This is a genomic window from Campylobacter volucris (assembly GCF_008245045.1).
GTDB classification, from domain to species: Bacteria; Campylobacterota; Campylobacteria; order Campylobacterales; family Campylobacteraceae; genus Campylobacter_D; species Campylobacter_D volucris.
This window is the reverse complement of sequence record NZ_CP043428.1, coordinates 1,450,922-1,472,935: the sequence shown is the minus strand read 5'-3', so window position 1 is coordinate 1,472,935 and position 22,014 is coordinate 1,450,922. Positions and strand designations below refer to the sequence as shown.

Sequence of the window (22,014 nt, the reverse complement as noted above, 5' to 3'; positions counted from 1 at the left end):
TTATCCTGTAATCTCTTTAATATCTTCCCATTTAACCCAGCTACCGCCCATCCCAACTAAGGCTTCACCTTCTTCGAATTTAACACCGGTTATAGGGTATGCACCATAAGTTGAATTGACTGTTTCGCCACCTTCTGCTACATAGCTTGCTCTAACATAGTATTTTCCAGATGGTACAGGATTTCCACTATCATCAGTTCTATCCCATACTATTTGTTTCATACCAGCGCTCATATCTTTAACACTCATAGTTCTAACAGGATCTCCAGCTTCGTTATAAATTGTAAAAGTAACAGGAGCACTATCAGATTTATAAGCTGAATCAATCTTAGCAGTTTTGATATCAACACTTGGTGTATGACCTAATATTTTAAATGTTTGATCTTCTCCTACAACAGCTTGAACTGTCTCTTCTTGGCCTTTATCATCTTTTAATTTAATGTGGATGGTATCACCAGGTTTTGCAACTTCTTTATCTACTTTACCTGTGATATCTAATTTATCTTCACCATTTTTCTTAAGCTCAAATTCTTTAGTTTCAACATCTGTTTTATTACCTTTTTGAGGTTCTTTAGGTAAATACATATTGATTTGAAATTGTATATCATCATCTGCTACTATAAGATAATTATCTCTAACAGTTGCAAGTTTTCCAACAGCAGCTAGTGCGCTCATACCTGTGCTTGCTGCGATGGAATTTTGTAGTTTCGTCATCGCTCCAACTAATTGAGTCATAGTTTTATTAGTATTATCTTGCATTTCAAGTGCTGAAAGCTGAGCTGTTTGAGTAAGCATTTTTTCTGTGTCCATAGGATCTGTTGGATCTTGGTGCTGAAGCTCTATCAAAAGAAGTTTTAAGAAAGCATCTTTGTCAAGTTCTGCACCAGGGTTGCTTACTATACCATCATTGCCCTGTTCTATATGAGAATCATCTTTTGTGTTTTTAACATCTCTTGTATTGGCAGTGGAAGGATTTTGAGCATTTCTTGCACTAGCTGCTAAAGGACTTTGAGCATCTCTTGTGTTTGCAGTCAAAAGACTTTGTAAATTTTGTGTGTTGATATTTGACATAAAAATCCTTTTTTATAGTTTTTTAACTATCAAGCAAAAAATATTCCATTTAGAAATATTTTGCTAAAACCATTTCTAAGCTTGGTTTTTCTTGAATTTCTTTTTCAAAATTCACCTTATCTTCTTTGTGATTGTTGTTTTGCTTGTGTTTTTGTTGTTGGTTTTGTTCTTTTCTTCCTTGATCGCTAAAATTCATTTCTAAGTTAGTAAATCCCATATTTACCAAAGCATTTTTAAATTCTGCTTGGTGTTGTATGAAAAGATTTAGTGTGTTTTGATTTGAGTTAAAACTGATGTTTAGATTAGATCCTCTTTGAACCAATGTTACTTCAACTTCTCCTAAATTATGAGGATTTAAAGTAATGCTAAATCTAGTAATAGGTGCTTTATAACTTTCTACCTTTTCTTTAAATTCTTGAGCAAAATCATTAAAAGTTTCTTTCATTGGTATGTTTTGATTTTTAATAAAATTATTCGATACTCTATTCATGTCTTTTACAAAAGAATTTAAATTTTCTTGTGGTGTTTGCTCATCATTTTTTGTATGCTCTTGAGTATTTTTAAATATATCACTAAACATGGTAGAGTTTTGCTCATTTTTTTGAGTTTTTAAAGTTTTATCTTGAGAACTTAACAAATTTTCTAAATTTATTTTATTTTCTTGCTGAATTTGCTGAGCTTGTTGAACTTGTGAAGTTTGATTTTTTGTATTAGCAGGCTCAGTTTTTAATTCTTTTGAATTTTCTAAAACAGAATTTATTTTTTTGGAAAAACTTTCTTCATTGTTTGTTATTTTTAGCTCTTCTGTGTTTATTTTTTTATCAATTTTTTTCTTATCTTGAGTTAAATCTTTATTGGAATTTTGAGCAAGATTGATAATTTCTACATCATTTAATTTAGAAGTAGTTTTTGTTTTGGTTGTCTCTAAAGGATTATCAATAATTTTTTTATCTTTTATTTCTTTTTCGTTATTAAGCTGAATTTTTTCATCGATATGTTCTTTTAAGTCAAGTTTTTTAATATCATCTTTTTTATCAAGCTCTTTAGTTTTTTTAGACAAATCTATGTTTTTTAAAGCTGATGATAGCAATGATGTTGAATCGTTTTCTTTAGTTTTATTAAAAGTAGTTTTTTTAACAGGTTCTTCTTTTAAATAGTTTGAAATTTTTTGATTGATTAAATCTTGAAAAACATTTGTGTTGTTTTGTTTAGGAATATCAAAAAATCCTTTTTTATCTAAATTTGGAAAAGCTTCTTTTAAATCTTTTATTTGTTCAAATTTTATATTTTTGATATTTAAACCTAAATCTTTAGCTATATTTAAAAGTTCATTAATGTTTTTAATGCTTTTTAATTTGTGGATGTTTTTTTCAACACTTAATAAAGCAAAATTATCTTTAACTAATTTGTTTAATTTTATATCTTTACTATCGCTTTGTAATACTTCTAACAAAGAAAGAATTTGTATAAAATTTGCATTTTCAAACAATTTTAAAGCATCTTTATCATCAAGAGCTTTGATGTCATTTGGTAAAACTAGATCTTTAGTATCTTTGATATCTTTAGTATCTTTTTTTTCTGGAGTTTTGTAATCTTTTGGTAAGCTTGCGCTTTTTTCATCAATCGCTTGGATTAAAGATTTTAAAAATTCTTCTCCATCGCCTTTTTCTTGATCTTTTGTGATGTTTTCATTTTTTGGAGTGAGGCTTAATAAATTTAAAGCCTCGTTTGTTTGCACATTTGACATAAATTAACCTATAATAAAATTACTCTTTGCTAAATTTGGGAATAAATTTTGCAATTGCATTACGCAATCAACTTTAAGATTTTCATGCGAAAGATTGAAATTTTTAAATACAACTAATAATTCTTCTATATTTTTAGCATTTAAAATAGCATTTTCATTGTGAGCATCATCTAAAATTTCACTCATTTGACCTGATAGTTTTGCATAATTTAATTCTTTTTCTTCTGATTTTATAACTTCTAAATAATTTAAAAGTTCCATAAAATATACACTATTTAAAACTGAAGTTCCTTGTTTTTCTAAATTAGTGTTTAAGATTTGAGTATCTAAGTTTGACATATTTTTCTCCTTAAAAATAATAACTACCATACTAAAAGCAATAAGTGTTCCAATTTTTTAGATTTAATTTTTAAGTATTTTTTATATATAATCTTATTTTAAATTTAAGTTTTGGAGAATAATTTGGATAACATAAGAAATATAGCAGTTATAGCGCATGTTGATCATGGTAAAACTACTATGGTGGATGAACTTTTAAAACAATCAGGAACTTTTAGCGAACGCGAACAAATAGCCGAACGCGTAATGGATAGCAATGATATAGAAAAAGAAAGAGGTATAACCATACTTTCTAAAAATACGGCTATAGATTATAAAGGTACTAAAATAAATATCATAGATACTCCAGGCCATGCTGATTTTGGTGGTGAAGTAGAGCGTGTTTTAAAAATGGTAGATGGAGTTTTACTTTTAGTTGATGCTCAAGAAGGAGTAATGCCTCAAACTAAATTTGTAGTCAAAAAGGCTTTATCTTTAGGACTTAAACCAATAGTAGTTATCAATAAAATAGACAAACCAGCAGCAGATCCAGAACGCGTGATTAATGAAATTTTTGATCTTTTTGTAGCTTTAGAAGCAAACGATGAACAGCTTGACTTTGCTGTGGTGTATGCAGCTGCTAAAAATGGTTATGCAAAATTAAATTTAGAAGATGATAACAATAATATGGAGCCATTATTTAAAACTATATTAGAACGCGTTCCAGCACCAAGTGGAAGCGTAGATAATCCTTTACAACTTCAAGTTTTTACTTTAGGATATGATAATTTCGTAGGAAAAATAGGAATTGCTAGAATTTTTAATGGAAAAGTAAAGAAAAATGAAAGCGTTACTTTAGCAAAAGCTGATGGAACAAAAGTAAATGGAAGGGTTTCAAAACTTATAGGTTTTATGGGCTTAGAAAAAATGGATATAGATGAAGCATATTGTGGAGATATAGTAGCCATAGCTGGTTTTGAAGCTTTAGATGTAGGAGATAGTGTATGTGATCCAAACAACATCTTACCACTTGATCCTTTACATATAGAAGAGCCTACATTAAGCATAGTTTTTTCAGTAAATGATGGACCACTAGCAGGAACAGAAGGAAAACATGTAACATCAAATAAAATAGCAGAACGCTTAGAAGCTGAAATGAAAACAAATATAGCTATGAAATATGAAAGCACAGGTGAAGGTAAATTTAAAGTAAGTGGTAGAGGAGAACTTCAAATAACCATTTTGGCTGAAAATATGCGTAGAGAAGGCTTTGAATTTTGTATGGGAAGACCTGAAGTTATAGTAAAAGTTGAAGATGGGGTTAAAACTGAACCATTTGAACATTTGGTAATTGATGTGCCTGATGATTTTACAGGAGTTGTGATAGAAAAACTTGGAAAAAGAAAAGCTGAAATGAAAACTATGACTCCAACAGGAGATGGTCAAACAAGATTAGAATTTGAAATTCCAGCGCGTGGGCTTATAGGCTTTAGATCGCAATTTTTAACAGATACTAAAGGCGAAGGTGTGATGAATCATAGCTTTTTAGAATTTCGTCCATTTAGCGGGGCAGTTGAAAAAAGAAATAACGGCGCTTTAGTATCTATGGAAAATGGAGTAGCTTTGGGATATTCTTTATTTAATCTTCAAGATAGAGGAGTATTGTTTATAGAGCCTCAAACAAAAGTATATACGGGTATGATTATAGGTGAGCATTCTCGTCCAAATGATTTAGATGTAAATCCTATCAAAGGTAAAAATCTAACCAATGTTAGAGCAAGTGGAAGCGATGATGCTATAAAATTAGTTCCACCTAGAAAATTAAGCCTTGAAAGAGCATTAGAGTGGATAGAAGAAGATGAATTAGTAGAAGTTACACCTCAAAATATAAGGGTTAGAAAAAGATATCTTGATCCAACTCAAAGAAAAAGAATGGAAAAGGCTAAGTCTTAATGGACTTTGAAGCTATACGAATAGCCTTAAACAAAAGACTCAAAGCTTTGCAAATTTTAGCATTTGCTGAAGCTTTGGTTGTATTTTTTTTGATATTTCAATTTAGCAAAGATTTGATTATTGCTTTGTTTGGAGCAAGTTTGGCTGGAGTTTTGTTTTTTAGAATTTTAGGAAAAAAACTCATGTGGGGTCGTAATGAACTTGTGTTTAAAATGTGTGAAGAATTTTTAAAACAAAACAATGCTAGTTTTGATAAACAAGGCTTTAAACAAGAATATTTTGAAAAAATTGGCTTTGATTTTACTTTAAAAAATTATCATTCTCAAAATTCTTTTGTTTTTAAAAATTTTACTTTATATGATGTGAAATTTAAAGATGAATTTGGAAATTTCTTTTGTGGTATTTTGCTTTGTAGTAAGAATTTAAAACAAGACATACAAGTGACAAATGATATTTTTGAAAAAGTTAAAGATAAAGAATTTTCTATACAAAAAATATTAAAAAAAGATGACTTTTTACTTATAGCATGTTTAAAAAATCCTTTTTTTGCAGATTTAAAAATATCTAGTGAGTTGAATTTTAAACTTTTTAGAGTTAATTTGGAAAAAATTCAAACACTTTTAGACAATTAAACAAGTAAAACTTGTTTAATTGTTTTCTTCTATTTTTTTAATATTTTGAATTTTTAGATTTTCATTTTTGCCCATTAAAGATTTTATGGTTTGAATTTGTTCTTTGGAAGCTTTTAAATTTTCTTTTAATACTACCCAAGTGATTTCTTGATTGCAAGGTTGATTGAGTTTATTTTTGAATATATAAAAAGAATTGGTATTATTTGGTAGTAATTTTTTTGCATTTAAACCTTGTACATAAAGCTTATCACCTTCTTTTTTAGGAAAAGCACGAGTGATTTTTTTTAAAAATTGATTTTCTTCACCCTCTTGAAAAAATACAGCTATTACTACTATATCACCTTTTTGGCTGACATGACTAAAATGAATTTCTAAAGGATAAGATTGTTTATTTAAAGAAATTTTCGAAGGACTATGAAAATGAAAATGAGATAAATTATAATTTATTCCATCTAACGCAATATTACTTCCATTGCTAGCAAAATGCATTTTTATAGTATAGCCATCATTAATTAGTCCAAAAGAATCATCAAGATAATTAAACTCTAAAGAATGATTTTTATTGATAGCATTTTTAGTGTCAAGATTTATAAAATCTTGGTTGAATCCACTTTCACAATATACCCAATTTTTATCTAAATTTTTCCATTTGTCTTTATCGGTAAAATTTCCATGAGAAGCATTTTGTGGAATGGATTCATAAGCAAAAAGTATACTAGTTAGCAAAGCACTTATAAATAAAATTTTAATTTTCATCATATCTCCTTTTTTGTTATAATTATAGGAAAATATATCATACGGAAAGCTTATATTAAAAAATAATTATATTGATATTAAATATATTGAAAAAATTACAAATCAAATTAAAAGTCAATTGATACTTATATGGGAAGATGGTATCGAGCATTCTCATCATTTTTTATCTAAAAAAGATAAAGAAATTATAAAAAAAAGAACTTTTAGATTCTCAAATATTTTTTAATTTAAAATATTTAGTTTGTTATATTGATGATAAGATGATAGGTTTTTTGGCATTTGATGAGAAAAAAATCGAAATGTTGTTTTTAAAACCTCAATATTTTAATCAAGGTACTATTTTTGCTTTGATGTCTAAAGCTTTAAATGAATGTGATTTGAAATTTGTTAAAGTAAATAAAGATAACAAATAAGCGTATTATTTTTATAAAAATTTGGATTTATACAAGAGATGGATGCACAGATAAATATTTTTGTTGCTTTAAAAATGAAACTTTAATTACTCTTTGCCATCTTTAATAGGTACAAATAAACATTCTTCCAAAATTTCTTTGTTAATCTCACCATTTTTTTTTATAAATTTCGTGATAAATTGTTGGTTTCCTATAAGTAATGGAGCAACCAAAATCCCACCATCTTCAAGCTGATCAAATAAAATATCTGGAATATGTTCTATATAAGCAGAAAGTAAAATTCTATCATAAGGAGCATAATTTTTCCATCCGTTTTGCCCATCATCAAATTTTACATGTATATTTTGATAATTTAATTTTTTAAATTTTTCTATAGCACTAGTTGCTAATTTTTCTATGCGTTCTATAGTAAAAACTCTTCGTATAAGCTTGCTTAAAATCGCAGCTTGATAACCACTTCCACAGCCTATTTCTAATACACTATCAGCATTTTTAAAATCTAAAGCCATAGTCATTTTTGCCACAGTTAATGGAGAGCTAATCCATTGATTTCCCATCAAAGGAAGCGCATCAAGTCTATAAGCATGGGTTTTTAATGGAGAAAAAATTTCTCTAGGTGTAGAGCAAAATGCCTTAAATAATTCTTCATTGATAAAAGTGTTTTTTTTGATTTCTTCTGCCATAGTTTGGCATTGTTTTTGTTCAAATATATGATTCAATAACAACCCCTTAAATAAAAGCGTTATTTTATCTTAGTTTTTATTTATAAAGCTTAAATTCTTAAGGCCATAAAGCCTTAAGAATTAATCTAGTGTATAAAGGATGTTTGTGTTATCTTGATAAGATAAAATGTGTATTTTACCATCTTTAAAAAATAAACTTCTTGCGTTAGTGATGTTTTCTGGGAAAGATAAAGTTTTAACTACTTCTTCTTTATCAAGATCAATTACAGCAATAGTATTGTATTTTTTACTCATTGCATGAAGTTTGCCATTTTTATAAGCCATGGAAGTAATATAAAGATCGCCCAAACTAGCTTTATCTTTTAATTTTGCTTTTGGAGTAAATTCTGCTGAAAGAACTCTATCTGTTAGCGAAATTTTAGAAATTACAAATGTTTTTGCATCTTTGTTATTTGGAACTGTTGCTGTGTATATGTAATTATCATCTGTTGTTATACTAGCTATATGATTAAATTTAGCTCTAACTGTATCAATTCTTCCACGACCCAAATCTTTGCCTTGACCTTCAAATTTATCTGAACCTTTTACAAAATCAGCATATTGTAAAGCATCATCAGCATTTGGATTTTTAGCAAATCTTAAAAATGTTTTGTTTGACCCCATTAAGATGTATTTATTTTCTAGATATGGAATGATTCCAATAATTGGGGTTATAGTAGCTGAAAAATATGGATCTAAAATAAATTCTTCTTTAATATTAAAATTATCATCTAAAAAATATACATCGTATTTTGAACTAGCTACATATTCATTGTTGATATAATCAAGTGTATTTAAAGGTTTGCTAACGCTTAATTTGGTTTCATTGATGATTTTTAAATTTTCATCAATATTTACAAATGGAGAATTACTAATATTATTATCAAAAGTGATTCCAAGTTTTTCATTAGCTGGAGCAAATGCAAAATCAGGATCTTTAACATCGCGTTTTCCTAGGAAAGAAACACTTTTCCAACTTTTACTCCATCCTGAGTCATCCCAAATGATATATTTTGGATTAAGACTAAATCTAACAGGATCTCCTTGACCGCTATATGGAACTGGTCCTGTGCTTACGAAAGCTTGAAATACATTTGAAGCCACAATAAACGCTACAATAGACATTGCAACTAAATTAAATTTTGTAAGTTTTCTGAATTTTTCTCCATTGATTTCTTTCTCAAAAGATCCAAATTTTGGAGCAAATGCAAAAATCACACCTAATACTAAAACAACAGCCCAAAATACTACTTCAACCCAAAAATAAGTATGTAATCCAAAAATAGGCAATCCAAAGCCTTGATCAAGATCACGATGAGCATGCCAACTAATATGATTAAATGATTGCCATAAACCAAATGCAGTTGCAATCAACATAAAGGCTAAAAATTTACCTTTTATACCATAACGCACTATAAATAAAGCTGCAACACCTATGAAAATCATAGATTCTCTTTGACCCCAACAAGAAGTACAAGGACTATCAGCAAGAATATAACCAAAAATTAAATTCGCAATCCCAACAGGCAATAATATGATTAAAAATCCTGCTAAACACATTAAAAAATAAAAGAATTTAGTTTTATTAATATCACACATTTTACCCGCCTTATAGATTCATTAAGCCCAAAATTGCGCCTGATTTACGACCTAAATAGTCAAATACCATAATACCCCATGATACTATAAGTATAGAAAAAGCCAATTTTTCTTTTTCTGGTTTTACTATCATTAAGATTATGGCAATTAGAATTAATAAAAGTTCTAAAAACTCCATAATATCTCCTAGAAAAATAATTAAAATCAGCGATTGTATATCAAAAAGTTGAATAAATATGAAATACTAATAAAAAAATAACTAAAATTTAATTTGTATAGTTTAAGCTTTGAGACTAAAAGTCATCAAAACTTAAACTACCTTTAGAGTAGTTGGTTACTTTGCTTTCGAAGAAATTGCTTTTTTGATCATTAAATTTAGAAAAATCATCCACCCATTTTATAGGATGTTTAGCGTTATAAATCTTATCAAGGTTGATAGCAATTAATCTTTGATCTACAAGATAATGGATATATTCTTCTATAATATCATCAGTAAATCCCATGATTTGGTTTTGAGTGATGTATTTACCCCATTTTATTTCAAGCTCTCCTGCTTTTTTAAACATATCATAAATTTTATTGATATTAGTATCATTAAATAAATCTGGTCTTTCTTTGCGAGTTGAATTAATCATATGTTGAAATAATAATAAATGAGTAATTTCATCTCTTTGAATAAATCGTATCATTTGAGCTGAGCCTAGCATTTTTCCTGCACGAGCTAGCGCATAAATAGCTGTAAAGCCACTATAAAAATACACTCCTTCTAAAATTTGGTTTGCTACCATAGCTAGTAAAAGTTTATTATCATCTACTTCACCTGCTAATTCTTCATAAATGCTTGAAATGAAATCATTTTTTTCTCTTAAAGTTTCATCATGTTTTTCCATTTCATAGATTAAATCAGTGTTTTCACAGATTGCTTCAACCATTACTGCATAAGATTTTGAGTGATTGGCTTCTTCGTATGCTTGTCTTGCTAAAACCGCGTTGATTTCAGGCGCAGTGATGTAAGGATTGATATTATCTGCTAGATTATTAGTTTGAAAGCTATCCATGGAAATAAGCTGAGACCATACAAGATCATACATTCTTTTTTCTGCTAAGGTAAGATTACAGCGATAATCTAATGCATCTTTAGTGGTATCAACTTCTTTTGGAAACCAAGTGTTTGCTTCCATCAAATCCCAAAGTTTTAAAGCCCAAGTGTATTTTGCTTTGGTGAAATTTAAAATTCCATGAGGATTACCATTAAACACTTTTCTATCATTTAATGTTTCGTTTGATTTTGGATTGTAGATTCTTTTTCTATTCATTTTTTACCTTTACGACAATAGTGCTTTGACTTAATACATCATGCAAAGTGAGTGTGTCTTTTCTTAAAAAACTTACTATAAAGCCTATAAGCAAGCCAAAGCTGACTATAAATATAATATATCTAAAAATAATTTGGAAAAAATTCAACTTTTTTCCAGTTTTTATATTGATTAAATATAAATCATAAGCTTTTAATCCAGGGCTTTGAGCTGATTTTGTTAAAAATAAAGCTTGTAAAAATCCAAAAAGCAAAGGACATAAAAATATGATAAATTGATTATTTAAAAAAGCTTCTTTTGAGCCTAAAGCAAAATAAAATAAATATAAAATAGGCACATAAAGCAAAAACATGTCTATTAAAAAAGCCTTAAACCTTAAAAAACGAGAGGCTATTTTTGCCTTTGCTTTCATTAATTACCACGACTACCTGGTTTAATAGCTTTGCTTCCATTTATACATAATGGGCAATTATTGCTTTCATAAATTTCAAATTCAAAATTTCCTAGTGCAAAAAGAGGCAAATCTTCAGGTAATTTAGCATTTTCTTTTCTAGGGTTATTTAAATTTTTAACAGAACAAAATCCACGATTTGCTAACGCTGCAAAGCCGACAACTTTTCCACCTAAACTTTCAATAATCTTAGCACTTTCTAATGCGGAACCACCTGTGGTTATAATATCTTCGCAAATTATAAATTTTTCACCTTGTTTTACTTCAAATCCGCGTCTAAGAGTCATTATACCTTCTACGCGTTCGGTAAATATAAAGCGTTTATCACAAGCTCTTGCAAGCTCATATCCTGCTAAAATTCCACCAAGAGCAGGAGAGCAAATACTATCAAAAGTAATGTTATAACTTGCAATGATTTTAGCTAATTCATTGCATAATTTTCCAGCAAGTTTTGGATTTTCTAAAACTTTAGCACTTTGAAGATAAAATTCAGAATGCTTACCTGAGCTTAGTAAAAAATGCCCTTGCAGATAAGCACCACAATCTTTGTAAATTTGTTCTAAATTCATCTTAGACCTTTAAAAGTTCTGCTTCTTTATTTTTTACTAATTCATCGATTTTAGCCGTGTAGTTATCGGTTAGTTTTTGAACTTCATCGTAAGCTTTTTTTGCTTCATCTTCAGAAACGGCTTTATCTTTTTCAAGTTTTTTAATACCATCGTTTGCATCTTTTCTGATATTTCTTATAGCTACTTTTGCTTTCTCTCCCATGGCTTTTGCGCTTTTAGCATTTTCTTCTCTTTGTTCTCTTGTCATAGGTGGAAAGAATAATTTTACACTCTCTCCATCATTATTTGGATTTACCCCTATATTTGCAGCAGCAATTGCGCTTTCTATTGTTTTTAGCATGGTTTTTTCCCATGGGGTTATGCTTATGGTTGAAGCATCTGTTGCTAAGACTGTTGCTACTTGATTTAAAGGAGTTGCACTACCATAATAATCAACATGAACATGATCTAAGATATTGATATTTACTTTCCCAGTTCTAATGGTTGTAAAATCTTTTTTTAAACTTTCTAAGCTTTTGTCTGATTGTTGTTTTTGTTTAGTATAAATTTCATTTAGCATATTTTTTCCTTTATTTGCTAGTGTTTGTTTCTACTTCTTGGGTAATAGGTGCCATAGGTACACTTGCATTTACTTCTGGTGCTTTTGGTAAAATTTGTTCAGCTTTTGTAGCTAAAGAATCTGAACTAGAATTGTTATACATATAGCTTAGTGCAATAGTATTTGCAATAAGTAATACACCCATAATAAAAGTAAATTTAGCTAAAAATCCTGCAGGACCTTTTGCTCCAAATAAACTTTCATTACTCCCACTATATGCCCCAAGTCCTATGCTAGAGCTTTTTTGTAATAAAACAGCAATACAAATAATAACAACAATAGCAAATTGTAAAATAATCAAAAGAGTAGTCATAAGATCTTCCTTGTGTTATAAAAAAGGTATTTTAACTTAAAAAGCTTGATATTAACTTGAAAAGATGAAAATAAATTTGCGAGAAAAAATCTCGCAAATTTTATCTATTATTGAAGCTTCTTAGAATATTAAGAAGAGAAATAAAAAGATTAACAAAATCAAGATAAAGAGCAACAGCGCCTTCTATAGGTGTCTCATAATTTCCTCTTATAATATTTTGCGTATCATAAAGAATATAGAATGAAAACAGTATCGCTCCAATTCCTGATATAGCTAAGCTTAAAATTGAACTTTGAAAAAGTAGATTGATTAAAGAAGCTACTACAAGCACAATTAAAGCTACAAATAGCATTTTACCCATCATAGTAAAATCTCTTTTTGTATTCATTGCAAATACACTTAGTGCTCCAAAAGCTACTGTTGTTAAAGCAAAGGCTTGAGCTATGATATCAGCTCCGCTTGGCATCGCTAATACTGAATATAAAAGAGGTGTTAAAGTAAGCCCAGAACAAAAAGTAAATCCAAAAAGTAATATAAGATTTAAAGGAGCTTCTCTTTTTTTCCATTGTAATGCAAACAATAAACCAATTTCAACAATAAATAAAATCCAAAAAGTTGCTTGAGATTGTGCAAAAAGATGAGCTAATGCATAAATTCCCACATATGCTCCAGCAGTTGCAGCCAACAATGAAGCAGCAAAAAGCTGATAAGTTTGTTTTATAAAAATACTCAAATCACTTCTAGCATAACCTTCAAATTCTTGAGTTTTAGAGTTTGAGCAATCTCTATCATAAAGACTCATTAATTTCCTCCGAATAAATTTTAAAAATAAGACTTTAAATTTACAAAAAAAAGATAAATAAAAGATTAAATTTTACAAAAATATAACAAAAAATAAATTTGTCTATTTATAAATAAAGAGGAATATTTAGTATAATTTTTACAATGATACTTTTAAAGGAAATTTTTGAAAGATTTGATTAATGGTGCTTTAAAATTTATGCAAGAAGATTTTAAAGAACATGCTCAGTTGTTTGAAAGTTTGAAAAATAAGCAAAATCCTCATACTCTTTTTATCGGTTGTGCTGATTCTAGGGTTATACCAAATTTAATTACAAATACAGGCCCAGGAGAGCTTTTTGTGATTAGAAATATCGGAAATATAATCCCTCCTTATAGAGTAGGAGATGATTTTTTAGCGACAACTTCTGCTATAGAATATGCTTTTAATTCTTTGCACATTAAAAATATTATAGTTTGCGGTCATAGTAATTGTGGAGGATGTGCAGCTTTATATGCTAGCGAAGAAGAATTAAAAAAAATGCCAAATGTAAAAAAATGGCTTACTTTGCTTGAGCCCATAAAAGAAGAAGTTAGCAAGATAGCTAAAAAAGATCAGGCTATGAGAGCTTGGATGACTGAAAAAATGAATTTAGTAAATTCTTTACAAAATTTGCTTACTTATCCTGGTATAGAAGAAGCTTTAAATAAAAATGAGATTGAACTTCATGCTTGGTATTATATCATTGAAACAGGTGAAATTTATGAATATAGTTTTAAATCAGAAAATTTTACACTAATACAAGAAAGGACTGGAAAATGAAAAGAATTTTTGTTGCTATTTTGTTTATCTTTTTTATGAACACTTTGCATGCGCAAGAAAAAAATGTTTTTAAAGATAAAAATAGTATTTTTGCTTTAGTTCAAAATTATATAGAATTAAATTTGATTTTAGAAAGTTTTAAAAATGGTGATTCTAATATCAGTGAATTTAAAGATAATATCCAAGAGATAGAAAAACAAAAACAAAATATCCTTACTAAAATTCCATTAAGAATGGTTTCTCAAAAGATTGATGATAAAGAAGTAAGTAAATTTTTAAGTATAAAGCAAAAACTTGAGCAAGAGGTCAAAACTGCAGAAGCTAAAAAAAGATATTATGAATATGTAGATAAAAAAATTAAATTACTAACTTTGATTTCAGGGGAGCATTTTTATCGCTCTATTTTTGAGCTTGAAGCGATGTTTATACAAGGAGCACAAAGCGATAAGATAAAGATTGTTATTGATAAAAGTATTGATTCTTTAAAAGAAGATGTTTCTTTTGATTTTTCTTTAGACAAGGAAAAAGTTATTGATATAGAGCAACTTAAAGCTTTAGAAATAGCCGAGAATCATTTAAGAAATACTGTTAAATCTTATAATGAAATATTGGTATATTTAAGAAATAATGCAAATTTACTAGAAACGAATTTTTTATTTAGTGAGTTAGGATTACAAAATGCTATTAATTATATTAATGAGCAAACATCTATAGAAAGTGTAAATCTTGGAAAAATTGTTATTTCCATTGCCGTGATAGTATTTTTTTATTCTTTAAAATTTTATCTTGCAAAAATTTTATATTTTTTCTTGATTAGGTTATTTGGCAAAAATTCAGACAATATTGACATAAAAACCCATTTTTTAGAAAAATTACAAGGGCCTATTGGGTGGTTTTTGTTTGTATATGCTTTGGGGATTTGTTTTACGATTGTTTATTATCCAGTTCCAGTAGATATTAGAATTAGTAATATTTTATATATTGTTTATGCGATTTTAATAGCATGGCTTGCAATCAATATCTTTGATAGTTATGGTATGGTTGTAGTTGCAAAATTAGCAGAAAAAAGTGGTAAAAGAGAAGTTGTAAATTTAATCATTAAAATTTTATATTTTATCATTATAGTTATAGCAGCATTGTTTATTTTAGCTCATTTAGGGTTTAATATATCTGCATTAATTGCTTCTTTGGGTATAGGTGGTTTGGCAGTTGCTTTGGCTACTAAAGACATCATTGCAAATTTCTTTGCTTCAGTTTTATTGCTTTTTGATGATAGTTTTAATCAAGGTGATTGGGTTGAAATTTCAGGTATAGAAGGAACCATAGTAGAAATAGGTCTTAGAAAGACTACGATTAGAACTTTTGATAATTCTTTGGTATTTTTGCCAAATTCTACCATTATGGGAACTAATATTAAAAACTGGAGTAAAAGAAAAATTGGTAGACATGTTAAAATGTTTATAGGTGTTACTTATGATGCAAGACCAGAGCAATTAGAAAAATGCGTTGAAGATATAAAAGAATTATTAGCTAGTAGTCCTTTGATAGCTCAAGTAGATGATAGTGCTTTGAAAAAAGGCGGAAGTCGTGCTAAATATAGACAAAATTTAGTTTCAGTTAATGATTTAGAAGGTTATAAAAATGCTTCGTATGTAAGCGTATATGGTTTTGGTGCAAGTTCTATAGATATAGAAGTATATTTTTACACTAAAGCTGTAGATGCTAGAGGTTTTAGAGAAGCAAGACAAGCTATTTTATTAGAATTAATGAAAATTGTAGAAAAAAATAATCTTAGTTTTGCCTTTCCATCGCAAAGTTTGTATATAGAAAAAATCAACAAAGAATAACTTTCCAAGAGCTTTTAATAAGCTCTTGTTTCACATTCAACCAAAATTTCTTTAGCTAAAATTATACTGCCATTTTTTTGTCCATTGACTTTTACTATACTTCCTTTTTTTAAATCTTGAATGTTGCCTTGTTTTTTATTATTTCCAAATACTCCACAACCATAAATATTGATTGTTGTTTGAGGTAGTATAGTTATGATAAGATTATTATCAAAATTAGTTTGTAAGCTAAGAGTATTTTGAGTGGTATTTTTTAAAACACCTTGTACTTTATAAGCAAAGACAAAATTAGTAAAAAATAATAAAATAAATAAAATTTTCATAAAATAACTCCTTTTTTGGAGTTATTTTACATCAAAAATCTTAGTAAGCTCTTTTTTTACAATCTATTTTAATTTCTTTAACTGTAATACTTTGCGTTTGATCTAAGGGTTGTTGGATATTTGAATGGAAAGGTTCAGCTTCTATAAAACTACCTACTTTTAAATCAGCAAAAGTTCCAGTTTTATCCATACCAAAAACTCCACAATCATCCATATCTATTTCTGTATTTGGTAATACTTTCATATTTATTTTTTGACCATAAGTGGTATCTACTACAATAGTTTTTGCACCATCATTAATATCAATTATTGTTCCATATATCCCATCTGATGCATAAGCAAAACTTGAAAAACCCAATACTGCTAAAAAAGCAATCATTTTCTTTTTCATTTTTTCTCCTTTTAAATTGTTGATAAAATTATATAATCTTTTAAGTGAAGCAAGAGTGAATTTGGTTATAATTTACCAAATATTACATAAAAAATTAAGGAAAAACATGAAAGAAATTTTAAAATTTTTATTTGTAATTTTAATAGCAAGTTTATTTTTTTCATGTGCTAAAAATGAAGATAAAAATTCTATTGTTAGAGCTTATGGATTTGATGAGCAAACTCAAAGCATTTTTATAGAATTTAACACTAATATTTCTAATCAAAACTTAGGCATCATCAAAGAACGAGAAATAACACTTAATGGCGAAAAAATAAAGGCTAAGTCTAAATTTGATAGTTTTTCAAGATTGTATATTTTTGCTCCTTTAAAGGCTAATCAAAACTATGATATTTTTATAGATTTAAATGATATAGCAATCAATGAAAAATTAAATTTTAAAATAAAAACTCCTTTTGAAAAATTAGCTGTGCAGGGTTTTTTTCAAAATCAAACTTCTAAAGAAAGTGTGCTAATTTTAAATCTTGAAAGCTATTATGCTATAAATGAACAAGATTTATTAAAAGCAATTAAAATAAGCACTCAAGCTCAAAACATAAATATAGATAAAATTGTAGTTCAAGATAACATAGCTAGTGTTTATTCTAAAAATTTAAGTATTAAAAATACTAATACAAACATCAAAGTTGTTTTTGATAAAGATGTTTTAGGTTTGCAAAAGAATTTAGAATTTGATTATGTATTACTTGCAAAAAATGATTTTATTTTCCAAAATGCTAATATAGTTAATAAAGATATAGAATTGTTTTTTTCGCAAAATATCTTGCAAAATCAAAATTTAGCAGAGCTAATTTCTATTAATCCTAGTGTAGAATTTAAAGCACTAGCTATCTCAAACAAAATCAAACTTATAGGCAATTTTAATCCTAATACAACTTATAATATAAATATTTCTTCAAGTCTTAAGAGTGATGAAAATATAAATATTAAAAATACTTATCAAACACAAGTAAGTTTTAAAGATTATGAGCCTGCTATTAGTTTTTCAAGTCAAGGTGTATTTTTATCAAGCAAAGCAGATAAAAAAATAGGTTTTAAAAGTTTAAATGTTAAAAAAGTTCATTTAGAAGTTTGGCAAATTTTTTCAAATAACTTAAGTGAATATTTGCGTTATAAAAATCTCCAAGGTTCTAAGAAATTAAGCGATTATGATAGTGATATTTTTTCAGAAACTGATTATACAAGCCAAATGGTTCTTAAAAAATCTTTTGATATTGAAAATGTAAAAAATGAATGGGTTGAGCATGAAATTGCTTTAGATGGTTTAAAAGATTTAAGCGGTGTTTTTATAGTAAAACTTTATTTTGAAGAAAAGGATGTAGATTTTACTTTTGATAAAGATATAGAAAGTTGGAAAAAATATAGATTTTTTAATCAAAAAGCAAGAATTAGTAAAAATCTTATCTTTTCAGATATAGCTTTGATTGTCCAAAAATTAGATCAAAAACTTTTTATTGATATAAGAGATTTTACTACTCAAAAGTCATTAAAAGATGTTAAAGTTGAGGTAGTTAGTAATAAAAATCAAATTTTAGCGTCTAAATTGAGTGATGAAAATGGTTTGGTGGTTTTTGATGATATAAAAAGTGATGCACTTTTTGTTTTAGCTTCTAAAGATAATCAAGCTTCTATAGTGCGTTTATCTTCACCTTTGCTTTATGATGGTTTTGATGTAGGAGGATTAGAATTAAATTCTAAAAACAAAGTGTTTATTTATACAGAAAGAGGAGTGTATAGGCCAGGTGATGATATACATTTGAGCATAGTTGGGCGTAATGATAAAGGAGTTATTAATCATCCTGTATTTTTAAGTTTTTTTGATCCAAGAAATAAAAAACTTTTAGATAAAATCAAACTTGAGCCTTTAAGCAATGGAACTTTTTATAAGAAAATAAATTTAAATCCGCAAGCTCAAAGCGGGATATATTTAGCTAGGGTTGAATTTGCAAATTTAGTTTTTGATAAAGAAATTTTAGTCCAAAATATAGTTGCAAATCGCATTAAAGTAGCTATGCAAGCACCAAAAATGCTAAAAGAAAATGAACAACTTGATTTTAATATAAGTTCAAAATATCTTTTTGGCTCACCAGCTAGTAAATTAAAATTTCAAACAGATTTATTTGTAAATAAAAAAGAATATCAAAATTCCAAATACTCAGAGTATATTTTTTCAAATCCTAGTGTTTTAATTTATCAATACCAAGATAAATTAGAAGGAAATTTGGATGAAAATGGTCAAACTAAACAGCATTTTGTATTTCAAGATTTTTTTAAAAACATTCCTTATAATTTAGAAGCTACATTAAGTACTAGGGTTTTTGAAACAGGTGCAAGATCAGTAGAAGCTGTGACGCAAACTCCAATTATTTTGCATGAAAATTTTGTAGGTATTAAAAAACTTAAAAATCGTTATTTAAATTCAGGGTCTATAGTAAATTTTGATGTGGTTGTAAGTGATTTAAAAGAGAATTTAATCGCCAATAGAAAAATCAAATATACTATTTATGCTAATGATTATTCTTGGTGGTGGGATTATGATAATTACGATGATTTTTTAAAATCTTTAAAAAGAGATAAAAACACTAAAATCATTTATCAGGGTGAAATTATAAGCCAAGATCAACCAGTAAAAATTGAATTTGATCCAAAAGATTATCATGGAGAAATGTTTATAGAACTTGAAGATGTCCAAGATAAAACTAGCACAGGAGAGTATTTTTATATTAGTAGTTTTGGTGCACCAAGTGATAGTGATATTGTAAGTTCTTTAAAGATTAAAAGCGATAAAAAAGAATACAAACCAAATGATATTGCAACGATAGAATTTGAAAGTGTTAAAGGTGCAAAAGCTATTGTTACTTTTAATGACAATACAAAAATTTTAAAGCGTTTTGTGCTTGAGACAAAAGAAAATACTACCAAGGTTGAATTTCCTATAAGCAAAGAATATGCACCAAATATCTATGCAAGTGTAATATTGTTGCAAGATTATAATGATTATACCAATGATAGAGCTTTGAGACTTTTTGGTGTGGTACCTTTAAAAGTAGTTGATGAACATAGTAAAATCGAGCTTGATATAAAAGCTCCTAGTAAAGTTATGCCCAAACAAGATTTTCAAATAGAAATTCAAAGCAAAGATAAGCAAAGCTATACTTATACTGTGGCTATTGTAGATGAGGGGTTATTAGATATTAATGCTTTTAAAACTCCAGATATTTGGGAATATTTTTATCAAAAAATTCGCTTTAATATGAGCATATATGATACTTACGATAAGATTATCACAAAAAATACTTCTAATGTATCTAAAGTTTTAACCACAGGTGGAGATAGCTTTTTAGAAAGTAGAGCAAATAAAAGCAAAAGCGATGAAAAAGCTAGACGCTTTAAGCCCATAGTTTTGTTTCAAGAGCCTGTTAAAAGCGATGAAAATGGCTATGCAAAACTTAATTTTAAAATGCCTTCTTATTTGGGCTCTGTAAGGGTAATGGTAGTAGCAAATAATCAAAATAGTTTTGGTAGTGCTTTTAAAAATATACAAGTTAGTGCGCCAGTTATAATGCTTGAAACTTTGCCAAGAGCATTAAGAATGGGTGATGAATTTAGGCTTTTGGTGCAAGTATTTAAAATAGATGAGGATGTAAAAAATGCAAAATTATCCTTAAAGGCTAAAAATTCACTTATAAGCTTTAATAGCAATGAAATTTTGATTGATTTTGATAATGAAAAAGTTAAAGATGTTTATATTGATGCTAAGGTAGATTCTGATAATTTAGGCACAGAAGAATTAGAATTTAGTTTAAATGCAAAAGATTATACTTATACGCAAAATACCCAAATTGATATAAAAGCATTAAACACTATAAGCTATGAAGGAAAATCTTTAAAAATTCCTGCTAATAGCACCATGGAATTTAACATCGATAAAGAATACATCAATCCAAGTGCATTTTTAAGCATTAGCTCTAAGCCTATTTTAAATATCAATCATAGATTAAAATATTTGCAAAATTATCCTTATGGATGTATAGAGCAAAGCACTTCAGCGGTTTTACCACAATTGTTTTTAGACAAATTAAATTTAGATATTAATAAGCAAAAAATTATTGATAATACTAATGCTTTGATTAATAAATATATAAATTTTCAAACTTCTAATGGAGGTTTTGCATATTGGCAAGGATTAAAAGAGTCTGATGATTGGGGTAGTAATTATGCTGGTATGTTTTTGATATTAGCCAAAGAAAAGGGTTATTATGTAAGTGATGCTATGTTTAATGCTTGGCTTGATTATGAAAAAGCCTATATTTTAAAAGATGATGTAAATAAAGACATAAAAATTAATTCTTTATATCTTTTAGCTTTAACTAAAGAGCCAAATTTAAGCGTTATGAATAGTATTTATGAAAACAAACAATATTTAAAAAATTTAAGCAATGTCAGTCTTTGGCAGCTTGGTAGTGCGTATAAACTTGCTGGTTTTGATGAGATAGCTTTAAATTTGGTAAAAAATTTAAGCATAAAGCCTGATAGTGATGATTATACTAGCACATATGGATCGTTTTTAAGAGATGAAGCTATTATAGCTAATGCATATAAAATCATCTATGGTAAAAACAATGAGGAGTTATTGGAAAATATTAAAAGGAATTTAGAAAGTAATGCTTGGCTTAGCACTCAAAGTGCAGGATATGCTTTATATGCTTTATCAAATAGTTTTAATGAAAAAAATTCTAAAACACTCAATGCTACTATAAATATTGATGAAAAAACTCAAAATTTAAATGAAACTTCTTTTGAGCAGTTTGAATTTAACAAAGGCAAGGTCGTAATAAAAGCTAAAGAAGATACTTTTGTGCATTTTGGTATAGAAGGCATTAAAAAAGAAGTAGCTTTGCCTTTTGCGCAAGGGTTATTTATCACAAGAACTTTTTATGATGAAAATGGCAATGAAATCGATGAAAGTTCAATCAAAAGTTCGCAAATTTTTTATATGAAATTAACCATATCTTTAGATAAAACTAGCCAAGAAATTCACAATGTTGCTTTAACTCAAATTTTACCAAGCGGGTGGGAAATAGTGCATGATTTTTTAAGTAGTGAAAAACCTGAATTTATAAATGATTCAAATTATGATTTTGTAGATATTAGAGATGATAAGATAATGTATTTTTTCTCGCTTTATCCTGAGAAAGAAAAGAATTTTTTTGTAAAATTAAACGCAATTACCCCAGGTATTTATACACTAAGTGGAGCTTATGTTGAAGTAATGTATGATAATGCTTATAGAGCTTTAAGCCAAAGTAAGAGAGTTAAAGTGACTTGGTAA

General features: G+C 27.9%; 21 protein-coding genes. 6 read left to right on the top strand and 15 right to left on the bottom strand.

Annotated features, from left to right (window positions below):
• The 3 genes from CVOLT_RS07950 to CVOLT_RS07600 are packed head-to-tail and all read right to left on the bottom strand — an operon-like array spanning nucleotide 1 to nucleotide 3,157.
• Nucleotides 1–1,071, bottom strand: a complete 1,071-nt coding sequence (locus CVOLT_RS07950; RefSeq protein ID WP_052243199.1) for a flagellar hook assembly protein FlgD — start codon at nucleotides 1,069–1,071, stop codon at nucleotides 1–3.
• Nucleotides 1,072–1,120: 49 nt separating this feature from the next.
• Complete coding sequence (locus CVOLT_RS07605) at nucleotides 1,121–2,818, bottom strand: flagellar hook-length control protein FliK (protein WP_039666165.1); 1,698 nt, start codon at nucleotides 2,816–2,818, stop codon at nucleotides 1,121–1,123.
• Nucleotides 2,819–2,821: 3 nt separating this feature from the next.
• Entirely contained in the window at nucleotides 2,822–3,157 is a 336-nt protein-coding gene (locus CVOLT_RS07600) for a hypothetical protein (protein WP_039666164.1), read from the bottom strand.
• A gap of 123 nt (nucleotides 3,158–3,280) precedes the next feature.
• Between CVOLT_RS07600 and typA the strand changes: the two genes are divergently transcribed.
• Nucleotides 3,281–5,089, top strand: coding sequence for a translational GTPase TypA (typA, locus tag CVOLT_RS07595; RefSeq protein ID WP_039666163.1), 1,809 nt, complete (start codon nucleotides 3,281–3,283; stop codon nucleotides 5,087–5,089).
• Nucleotides 5,089–5,721 carry a hypothetical protein gene (locus tag CVOLT_RS07590; protein ID WP_039666162.1) on the top strand — a complete coding sequence of 211 codons (633 nt, stop codon included), beginning with the start codon at nucleotides 5,089–5,091 and terminating at the stop codon, nucleotides 5,719–5,721. Before typA ends, CVOLT_RS07590 begins: the two co-directional genes overlap by 1 nt.
• A gap of 15 nt (nucleotides 5,722–5,736) precedes the next feature.
• On the opposite strand, the gene CVOLT_RS07585 is transcribed toward CVOLT_RS07590, so the two are convergent.
• Complete coding sequence (locus CVOLT_RS07585; protein WP_039666161.1) at nucleotides 5,737–6,477, bottom strand: carbonic anhydrase alpha; 741 nt, start codon at nucleotides 6,475–6,477, stop codon at nucleotides 5,737–5,739.
• A 260-nt stretch (nucleotides 6,478–6,737) separates the two neighbouring features.
• Here CVOLT_RS07585 and CVOLT_RS07580 point away from each other — a divergent pair, with 260 nt between their 5' ends.
• A complete protein-coding gene (locus CVOLT_RS07580) occupies nucleotides 6,738–6,890 on the top strand; it encodes a hypothetical protein (protein ID WP_084059223.1) in 153 nt (50 codons plus the stop codon).
• 86 nt (nucleotides 6,891–6,976) lie between these two features.
• Here the strand turns inward: CVOLT_RS07580 and CVOLT_RS07575 are convergent, their stop codons facing one another.
• From CVOLT_RS07575 to CVOLT_RS07535, 9 genes are all read right to left on the bottom strand, one after another.
• Nucleotides 6,977–7,600 carry a protein-L-isoaspartate(D-aspartate) O-methyltransferase gene (locus tag CVOLT_RS07575; protein ID WP_390621662.1) on the bottom strand — a complete coding sequence of 208 codons (624 nt, stop codon included), beginning with the start codon at nucleotides 7,598–7,600 and terminating at the stop codon, nucleotides 6,977–6,979.
• 93 nt (nucleotides 7,601–7,693) lie between these two features.
• Nucleotides 7,694–9,211 (bottom strand): disulfide bond formation protein DsbI, encoded by a 1,518-nt coding sequence (gene dsbI, locus CVOLT_RS07570; RefSeq protein WP_039666160.1) that lies wholly within the window; start codon nucleotides 9,209–9,211, stop codon nucleotides 7,694–7,696.
• Between the two features lie 10 nt (nucleotides 9,212–9,221).
• Entirely contained in the window at nucleotides 9,222–9,389 is a 168-nt protein-coding gene (gene dba, locus CVOLT_RS07565) for a disulfide bond formation protein Dba (RefSeq protein WP_039666159.1), read from the bottom strand.
• Between the two features lie 115 nt (nucleotides 9,390–9,504).
• Nucleotides 9,505–10,527, bottom strand: coding sequence for an aerobic ribonucleoside-diphosphate reductase Ia, B2 protein subunit NrdB (locus tag CVOLT_RS07560; RefSeq protein WP_039666158.1), 1,023 nt, complete (start codon nucleotides 10,525–10,527; stop codon nucleotides 9,505–9,507).
• Nucleotides 10,520–10,939, bottom strand: coding sequence for an RDD family protein (locus CVOLT_RS07555; RefSeq protein ID WP_039666157.1), 420 nt, complete (start codon nucleotides 10,937–10,939; stop codon nucleotides 10,520–10,522). The genes CVOLT_RS07560 and CVOLT_RS07555 overlap by 8 nt, the downstream gene beginning before the upstream one ends.
• Nucleotides 10,939–11,547, bottom strand: a complete 609-nt coding sequence (gene pyrE, locus CVOLT_RS07550) for an orotate phosphoribosyltransferase (protein ID WP_039666156.1) — start codon at nucleotides 11,545–11,547, stop codon at nucleotides 10,939–10,941. The genes CVOLT_RS07555 and pyrE overlap by 1 nt, the downstream gene beginning before the upstream one ends.
• 1 nt (nucleotide 11,548) lies before the next feature.
• The gene (frr, locus tag CVOLT_RS07545; RefSeq protein ID WP_039666155.1) at nucleotides 11,549–12,106 is read right to left on the bottom strand and encodes a ribosome recycling factor; all 558 of its coding nucleotides are present in this window, start codon (nucleotides 12,104–12,106) and stop codon (nucleotides 11,549–11,551) included.
• A gap of 10 nt (nucleotides 12,107–12,116) precedes the next feature.
• Nucleotides 12,117–12,458, bottom strand: a complete 342-nt coding sequence (gene secG / locus CVOLT_RS07540; protein WP_039666154.1) for a preprotein translocase subunit SecG — start codon at nucleotides 12,456–12,458, stop codon at nucleotides 12,117–12,119.
• A 100-nt stretch (nucleotides 12,459–12,558) separates the two neighbouring features.
• On the bottom strand, nucleotides 12,559–13,260 hold the full coding sequence (locus tag CVOLT_RS07535; protein ID WP_039666153.1) for a Bax inhibitor-1/YccA family protein: 702 nt from the start codon (nucleotides 13,258–13,260) through the stop codon (nucleotides 12,559–12,561).
• A 165-nt stretch (nucleotides 13,261–13,425) separates the two neighbouring features.
• Here CVOLT_RS07535 and CVOLT_RS07530 point away from each other — a divergent pair, with 165 nt between their 5' ends.
• Both CVOLT_RS07530 and CVOLT_RS07525 read left to right on the top strand, forming a co-directional pair.
• Nucleotides 13,426–14,061, top strand: coding sequence for a carbonic anhydrase beta (locus tag CVOLT_RS07530; RefSeq protein ID WP_039666152.1), 636 nt, complete (start codon nucleotides 13,426–13,428; stop codon nucleotides 14,059–14,061).
• A complete protein-coding gene (locus tag CVOLT_RS07525) occupies nucleotides 14,058–15,908 on the top strand; it encodes a mechanosensitive ion channel family protein (protein WP_039666151.1) in 1,851 nt (616 codons plus the stop codon). The genes CVOLT_RS07530 and CVOLT_RS07525 overlap by 4 nt, the downstream gene beginning before the upstream one ends.
• Nucleotides 15,909–15,922: 14 nt before the next feature.
• On the opposite strand, the gene CVOLT_RS07520 is transcribed toward CVOLT_RS07525, so the two are convergent.
• Entirely contained in the window at nucleotides 15,923–16,231 is a 309-nt protein-coding gene (locus CVOLT_RS07520; protein ID WP_039666150.1) for a hypothetical protein, read from the bottom strand.
• Between the two features lie 40 nt (nucleotides 16,232–16,271).
• Entirely contained in the window at nucleotides 16,272–16,622 is a 351-nt protein-coding gene (locus CVOLT_RS07515) for a hypothetical protein (RefSeq protein ID WP_039666149.1), read from the bottom strand.
• A 106-nt stretch (nucleotides 16,623–16,728) separates the two neighbouring features.
• Here CVOLT_RS07515 and CVOLT_RS07510 point away from each other — a divergent pair, with 106 nt between their 5' ends.
• Entirely contained in the window at nucleotides 16,729–22,014 is a 5,286-nt protein-coding gene (locus CVOLT_RS07510) for an alpha-2-macroglobulin domain-containing protein (protein ID WP_052243198.1), read from the top strand.

Bases quoted from the DNA above. Each gene is read 5' to 3' on its own strand.
- CVOLT_RS07515 (WP_039666149.1), bottom strand. From the start codon at position 16,622: ATGAAAAAGAAAATGATTGCTTTTTTAGCAGTATTGGGTTTTTCAAGT.
- CVOLT_RS07510 (WP_052243198.1), top strand. From the start codon at position 16,729: ATGAAAGAAATTTTAAAATTTTTATTTGTAATTTTAATAGCAAGTTTA.
- CVOLT_RS07535 (WP_039666153.1), bottom strand. From the start codon at position 13,260: ATGAGTCTTTATGATAGAGATTGCTCAAACTCTAAAACTCAAGAATTT.
- CVOLT_RS07580 (WP_084059223.1), top strand. From the start codon at position 6,738: ATGATAGGTTTTTTGGCATTTGATGAGAAAAAAATCGAAATGTTGTTT.
- CVOLT_RS07525 (WP_039666151.1), top strand. From the start codon at position 14,058: ATGAAAAGAATTTTTGTTGCTATTTTGTTTATCTTTTTTATGAACACT.
- dba (WP_039666159.1), bottom strand. From the start codon at position 9,389: ATGGAGTTTTTAGAACTTTTATTAATTCTAATTGCCATAATCTTAATG.
- pyrE (WP_039666156.1), bottom strand. From the start codon at position 11,547: ATGAATTTAGAACAAATTTACAAAGATTGTGGTGCTTATCTGCAAGGG.
- CVOLT_RS07585 (WP_039666161.1), bottom strand. From the start codon at position 6,477: ATGAAAATTAAAATTTTATTTATAAGTGCTTTGCTAACTAGTATACTT.
- frr (WP_039666155.1), bottom strand. From the start codon at position 12,106: ATGCTAAATGAAATTTATACTAAACAAAAACAACAATCAGACAAAAGC.
- CVOLT_RS07600 (WP_039666164.1), bottom strand. From the start codon at position 3,157: ATGTCAAACTTAGATACTCAAATCTTAAACACTAATTTAGAAAAACAA.
- CVOLT_RS07520 (WP_039666150.1), bottom strand. From the start codon at position 16,231: ATGAAAATTTTATTTATTTTATTATTTTTTACTAATTTTGTCTTTGCT.
- secG (WP_039666154.1), bottom strand. From the start codon at position 12,458: ATGACTACTCTTTTGATTATTTTACAATTTGCTATTGTTGTTATTATT.
- CVOLT_RS07555 (WP_039666157.1), bottom strand. From the start codon at position 10,939: ATGAAAGCAAAGGCAAAAATAGCCTCTCGTTTTTTAAGGTTTAAGGCT.
- CVOLT_RS07605 (WP_039666165.1), bottom strand. From the start codon at position 2,818: ATGTCAAATGTGCAAACAAACGAGGCTTTAAATTTATTAAGCCTCACT.
- dsbI (WP_039666160.1), bottom strand. From the start codon at position 9,211: ATGTGTGATATTAATAAAACTAAATTCTTTTATTTTTTAATGTGTTTA.
- CVOLT_RS07560 (WP_039666158.1), bottom strand. From the start codon at position 10,527: ATGAATAGAAAAAGAATCTACAATCCAAAATCAAACGAAACATTAAAT.
- CVOLT_RS07590 (WP_039666162.1), top strand. From the start codon at position 5,089: ATGGACTTTGAAGCTATACGAATAGCCTTAAACAAAAGACTCAAAGCT.
- CVOLT_RS07950 (WP_052243199.1), bottom strand. From the start codon at position 1,071: ATGTCAAATATCAACACACAAAATTTACAAAGTCTTTTGACTGCAAAC.